The organism is Erwinia sp., assembly GCF_031978025.1.
In the GTDB taxonomy this organism is placed as follows: domain Bacteria; phylum Pseudomonadota; class Gammaproteobacteria; order Enterobacterales; family Enterobacteriaceae; genus Erwinia.
In genome coordinates this window covers 1-3271 of the sequence record NZ_DALZCD010000370.1, presented here as the reverse complement: position 1 = coordinate 3271, position 3271 = coordinate 1, and the positions used below count along the sequence as shown (strand labels likewise).

The following is a 3271-nucleotide window of genomic DNA, read 5'->3' as shown; positions in this document are numbered from 1 at the left end:
ACTAAACTGTTGAACGCGCTTGATAAAATGCTGGAAGTCCTGAAAAGTCTGGCTGACGTAATGGCGGCAGAGCAGCAACAGCTCTCGAGCGGTCAGATCAACAGCAGCCTGCTGCAACGTATTACGGAAGATAAAAGTTCGCTGCTGGCGACGCTCAATTTCCTTGAGCAGCTGCGCCGCGATGCAGAAAAAGAAGTGGGATTGCATGCGCCTTATAGTGGACAGTCAGACATGGCTCGTCGCTGGGCTGCCGTGCAGGAACAGACGGTAAAACTGCGCGATACCAATTTACATAACGGGATGCTGCTTAATCATCAAATCACCTTTACCGAAAAGGCGATTGAAGTCTTAAAGCCCTACCAGACCCAGAGTTTTTATGGCCCGAATGGCCAGGCGACCTCAAGCAGCTTTATCAGCCGTAAGGTATAAAGCGTCGTCACTGCCCCGGCCCGCGCCGGGGTTGACGTCTTACCGCGGCAGAATCGAAAATCCCGAGGCTGTTTCCTGCGTCGTTATCGACCCGGTCATCGCCTCGGGCTTTCAGATTTGTCAGCCACGTGAAGCCCCGTTTTTCAACGGGGCTTTTTTATATCGCCGTAGTGCGGGCAAAATCTTTTACGCGGAAGCCCAGCAGCCCCAGCACGGCAAAATATACGCCGCCGCCAACGGCACACACCGCCGCCAGGCGCAGCAGCCGCATCAGCATATTGCCCTGCGTCCACTCTGGCATCACCCACATCATCCCTGCCAGCGCCCCGGCCATAGCCACCACCGCAATGACCAAACGCAGCAAAAAGCTGAACCAACCGGGCTGAGGCAGAAAAATTTTCTGTTTGCGTAGCTGCCAGTAGAGCAGCGAGGCATTCAGACAGGCCGCCAGACCGATCGACAGTGATAACCCGGCGTGTTTCAGCGGGCCAATAAAGGCCAGGTTCATCAGCTGCGTCATGATAAGCGTTACGATGGCGATTTTTACCGGTGTTTTGATGTCCTGTCGCGAATAAAAGCCCGGCGCCAGGATTTTCACTACGATCAGCCCCATTAGCCCCACCGAGTAGGCGACCAGCGCACGCTGGGTCATGGCCGCATCAAAGGCGGAAAATTTGCCGTACTGGAACAGCGCAACGGTCAGCGGCTTAGCGAGGATACCCAACGCCACCGCGCTTGGCAGTGCCAGCACGAAGCAGAGGCGCAGCCCCCAATCCATCAGGCGGTTATACTCCTCGTGATTTTTGCTGGCAAAGCTTTTAGCCAGCGACGGCAGCAGGATGGTGCCCAGCGCCACGCCCAATACGCCGGAAGGAAACTCCATCAGGCGGTCAGCGTAGTACATCCATGAGACCGAACCGGATACCAAAAATGAGGCAAAAATGGTGTTAATAATTAAGGAAATCTGGCTCACCGACACGCCAAGGATCGCCGGTCCCATCTGACGCATTACCCGCCAGACGCCGGCATCTTTCAGGTTCAGGCGCGGCAGGACCAGCATCCCAATCTTTTTCAAATGCGGCAGCTGATACCCCAGCTGCAAAACGCCTCCGGCTACCACTGCCCAGGCCAACGCCATTATTGGCGGATGGAAATGCGGGGCCGCAAACACGGCAAAACCGATCATGCTGATATTCAGCAGCGTCGGCGCAAAGGCCGGCACGGAAAAACGGTTCCAGGTATTCAGGATCGCGCCAGCCAGTGAGGCCAACGAAATCAGCATGATATAGGGAAAAGTCACCCGCAGCAGCGCCGAGGTTAGCGCAAACTTATCGGCCGTATCGGCAAAACCGGGTGCGGTCACATAAATCACCCAAGGCGCGGCAAACATCCCGGCCACGGTAACGACCGCCAGCGCCAGCGTTAACAGACCCGAGACGTAGGCGACAAACACGCGTGTCGCTTCCTCACCCTGCTTGCTTTTATATTCCGCCAGAATAGGCACAAAGGCTTGAGAAAAAGCCCCTTCGGCAAAGATGCGACGCAGCAGGTTGGGCAGTTTAAAGGCGACAAAGAAGGCATCCGTTGCCATTCCCGCGCCGAACACTCTTGCCACAATGGCATCGCGTGCAAAGCCGAGCACGCGAGAAAACAGGGTCATCGAGCTGACCGCTGCCAGGGATTTCAACAGGTTCATGATCTTCGATTCTTTTAAAGGAGGTGGCGCGCCACGGTTATCATTCGGCCGCTTCAGACGGCACGAAGCGGGGATAGTCTACTGATATACCGTGAAATAACCATATACGAATGTAACACCATCATTCCCGATCGCTGTTGCGCCAGAGCTTTTCGATGACGCGCTGCGCTATCAGCGCCTGCTCACCGGACGTTTGCGGCATAGTCTGATTTTGTACGCACTCAATAAAATGGCGGGCGGCGCCCACAAACCCCCGCTGCTCCAGGGTACTTTGCCAGCCGGGAACCGGTTCAATGATAGTGCTGCTCGCCTGTTCCTGGCACAGTTCGCGCATATCCTCTACCTGCCAGACGCAGCCATCCGCTATCGCCATCACCGTTTCGCGCTGCGTACCGGCTCGCCGGTGCATACTGGTGGTGATTTGCAGGCTACCCTGGTAAAAATGGTGTTCTGCATAAAGCATCTGGCCTTCATCGTTAGTTAACAGCGTGCCGCCCTGTAGCGTACCGCCGCCGCCGAGCCAGAGCGCGGTGTCCACCACGTGCAGATAATCATCGAGCAGCGTAAAAAAGAGGTCGTGCGGGCCGACGCTGTCGCTGCGGTGTTTGTCCATACGCAGCGAGGCCAGTCCCCCCAACGCTTTTAACTGCAGATAACGCGGCGCAAAGCGACGGTTAAACGCGACCATCAGCTTGCGGCCACGCTGCTGCGCCAGCGCCACCAGCTGTTCGGCCTCGGCCAGCGTCGCCGCCAGCGGTTTATCCACGCAGACATCCTTACCCGCAAGCAGCAGCTGTTTAACGATACTGAAATGGGTGGCGGTGGAAGTATGCACAAATACCGCGTCGCAATCGTTGATCAGCGCGTCCAGCGTGGCATAAAGAGGTATACGCCAGCTGTCGCAAATCGGGCGGGCCTTTTGCTGGTTCGGGGAGAACGCCCCCACCAGCTGCCAGCCTTGTTCGTTAGCCAGCACCGGAAGCCAGGCTTTCTGTGCAATGCTGCCCAACCCTACCATACCTATACGCAACGTTGTCATATCAGGATCCCTGAAGCAAGTGAGCCAGCTGCTGCTGCATTTCCGCTACCTGGCGTTCCAGTTCCGCCACCCTTTCCGTCAGATCGCCGCTTTCAGACGGAAAGGGT

The 3271-nt window shown here is 56.6% G+C and carries 3 protein-coding genes; 1 reads left to right on the top strand and 2 read right to left on the bottom strand.

The window, feature by feature from the left end:
- The coding region (flgN, locus tag RTK32_RS20360; protein ID WP_312047130.1) for a flagellar export chaperone FlgN at positions 1-429 on the top strand (429 nt) is incomplete at its 5' end.
- Between the two features lie 157 nt (positions 430-586).
- Here the strand turns inward: flgN and murJ are convergent.
- Positions 587-2125 carry a murein biosynthesis integral membrane protein MurJ gene (gene murJ / locus RTK32_RS20355; RefSeq protein WP_312047129.1) on the bottom strand — a complete coding sequence of 513 codons (1539 nt, stop codon included), beginning with the start codon at positions 2123-2125 and terminating at the stop codon, positions 587-589.
- Between the two features lie 121 nt (positions 2126-2246).
- Entirely contained in the window at positions 2247-3164 is a 918-nt protein-coding gene (locus RTK32_RS20350; protein WP_312047127.1) for a Gfo/Idh/MocA family oxidoreductase, read from the bottom strand.
- Between the last annotated feature and the right edge of the window lie 107 nt (positions 3165-3271).